Here is a 2,836-nt window from a genome sequence, read left to right as displayed (position 1 = left end):
ACCCAATCAAGTGGACAACGTCAACATAGCGCTTTTTATGTTGGCCTACATCAGCACTCGTGGGTTTTCTTAAGGGGATTATGCCAAAAAATAGTGGACGAACTTTTGGCAATTAACCGTCGTTGGCTCAACTATTACAAGAAGGGTGAGCGGGCTATAGAGTTGGCACTGTGTACGTTATAAGCTTTATGTCCCCCTGTCAGGTTCAATTGCTCTAAGTCGCACATAGCAATAAGTATCAGAGCGAGCCGATTCTTGAAGTATGGCTAAGGTATCTGGGTGGTCTTTGTAACCTAGAGCTAACTGTTCAATTGCTGTACCTCGCACGAACAAATCAGTATCAGAGCGAGCCCATTTTTGAAGTAGGGGTAAGGTATCTGGATGGTCTTGCCAATGGGTGGCTACTGCTACAACAGCTTGAGTATGAAGATCACGGACTAAATTGGCCTGATATCCATATGGGTCATAATCATAATTTAGATCATAGTGAATTAAGTCTTTGAAGCAATTCAGTAATTCAGTATCCGTTGATTGAATTTCATACCGATTCCTAACCTCAGACAAACAATCTGCTGCCAGAAATAAATTACCAAACCTATCCTCTTCTCCATCTTGTGCCATCAAATACTCAATAATTTCTCCAGCTTTGTTGGAATCAATCATGCCGACAATCAACCTGAGCACTTCATGCCAAGATTCATCCCGCCAGTGCTGACCAAATACCTCAGTTTTTAACTGTTCTAGGGAAATCTCCTGTTTTTTCTCAAATTTCCTGACAAATTCCCAAGCACAGAAATATTCCAAAAATGTCCGATGCACAAAGGCGTAGTAATCTGCTCCCATGAAACACAAAATAAAATTGCGGGTGCGCAACTGATTAATCATTACCTTAGCAACGGCTCTGGGATTAGTAACTTCCCGTAATTTTAGCTCATCTTTGATAATCCTTTCTAAATCTTCTCCACTAATCAGATTTCCCGCTAACCCTGCTTGATTGCCCTGCATGAAATATGCCACTTTTCCCAGCATCTGTTGCTTATCTTGATAATCAATAGTCTTCGGTTCAACACGATTATCTTCTAGTAATGCTCGTTCCACATCCCATTGATGGAGCAGTAATCGAGACGCTTGGTTATAGAGTTCAGAACGGTCACGAGGCAATTCTTGATTGCGGTTCAGGATTGCCATCATGGTTAGTAATAGGGGATTTACCGCCAGTTGTCGAATCGGGGAGGATGTCTCAATTGCTTTTTGTAAGCGCTCCCGTTTCTTAACTTTATCGGCTGGATTAGTAAAGGTTAACTCATGCCACTTCTCGATAAAGGTTTGAATTTGTTTCGACTCCAAGTCTTGGAGCATAACATGACGAAATTCAGCATTTCTTAGCCGTTGGGGTTTATAACCAATGACGCGAGATGTAACAATTACTCGTACCTTAGGATAGGTATTGGTAAAGCGATTAATATCCGTAATTACATCCTCTCGTTTGCCTGGCTCAAACACTTCATCCAACCCATCAAACATGACTAAGACTTTACCAGCCTTTAACTGGTCATGAAGTTGATGTTGATTGAAATGACAGATGGAGCCACTGCTTTGATGGCAGAATTCCAAGAAGTTATTACACTGTCCACTATCGCGATTGCGAATATAGGTGCGTAATTCAATCAGTAAGGGAATCCGTAGAGAAAGGGCAGTATTGAGATCTGTTCTTGCCCAATTTAATGCTAAATATTGCAGCAAAGTAGATTTACCAGAGCCTGGGTCTCCTAAAACTACGAAATAGGGATAGCCTTGAGAGTCCTTGATCACATCCAATACGGATTTAAGCGGCTGTTGATAATAAACCTCTTTAGCTCGTTTTAACTCCTCTTGGTCAATTTCCCTGTCTAGTTGACCACTCTCTACCAGTTTTCTATAATAATCTTTAGGAAGTTCATGAAGAGCTGACGGCATCAGGTCATGAACCTCTCGCACATTTTGGGGGATAAATATTTTCCAGAGTTTTAGTTCATTATAGGCACAAGCATTGGTATCTAAACTATCCAAGCCCAGATTACCGTAGCGCTCTAAAAGTGCTTCTTGATAGGTGCTTAAGTCAAAGTCTGGGATAATGCCTGCTGTAGCGTTAGTGTTGTTTGCGATCGCATCCAAGGTTTGGGAATCTCGGATAGTCCGCAACTGATCCGATTCCCGGATGATAGTGTGTACTTGCTTGAGATACTGTCTAGCAATATACTTCCAACGAAATTCTTCTGGTAATGGTAATAACTTAAGTTCAATCCAGGTGTTGGCTAATGTCTGAGTATCTATTTGTTCACAGCCATACTTAAACGCACTTCCTAGGATAGCTTTAATGGATTGGTTTTTAATATACTGCTTGAGGGGTTGAGTATACTGTTTTAATTCTTGCTTAGATAAATCAGCATCTTCCAATTCTCTTTCCACTAAAGCTACAAATTCTTTTAAAGCTTTACCGAAGAGTTTTTTCTGGGTAGTTTGATCCGATAGTCCGGTATAGTCTTTGATAGACTCTTTGAAGAAGTCTTTGGTGTAGTCTTCTAGAGCTTCTTTCGCCAAGGGACCGATCACTTCTTTGGCGAGATAGCCACCGGCACTAGAAATTCCCCAAACTGCTAACCAATCTAGCATGATATTGGTAGTTGTCTTTTGCTTTATTTATCATTATAGAGCAAAGGGAAAAGGGAGTAGGGAGTAGGGAGTAGGGAGTAGGGAGTAGGGAGTAGGGAGTCGGGAGTCGGGAATCGGGAGTCGGGAATCGGGAATCGGGAACAGTAGTCAAGATCTCCAAAATCTCCCCATCTCCCCATCTCCC

The 2,836-nt window shown here is 41.7% G+C and carries 1 protein-coding gene and 1 pseudogene; one reads left to right on the top strand and one right to left on the bottom strand.

The window, feature by feature from the left end; translation table 11 throughout:
- Nucleotides 1–183: pseudogene (locus F6J99_RS43850) on the top strand (IS4 family transposase); the annotation flags it as partial.
- A gap of 3 nt (nt 184–186) precedes the next feature.
- Here the strand turns inward: F6J99_RS43850 and F6J99_RS43845 are convergent.
- Nucleotides 187–2,652 (bottom strand): NACHT domain-containing protein, encoded by a 2,466-nt coding sequence (locus F6J99_RS43845; RefSeq protein WP_293123434.1) that lies wholly within the window; start codon nt 2,650–2,652, stop codon nt 187–189.
- Nucleotides 2,653–2,836: the final 184 nt, after the last annotated feature.

It is taken from the genome of Moorena sp. SIO4G3, assembly GCF_010692305.1.
GTDB classification, from domain to species: domain Bacteria; phylum Cyanobacteriota; class Cyanobacteriia; order Cyanobacteriales; family Coleofasciculaceae; genus Moorena; species Moorena producens_A.
The sequence above is the reverse complement of the archived record's forward strand: the minus strand, read 5'-3'. Positions and strand labels throughout refer to the sequence as shown.

What these genes read in the sequence shown, in the direction of transcription:
- F6J99_RS43845 (WP_293123434.1), bottom strand. Translation starts at nt 2,652, where the DNA reads ATGCTAGATTGGTTAGCAGTTTGGGGAATTTCTAGTGCCGGTGGCTAT.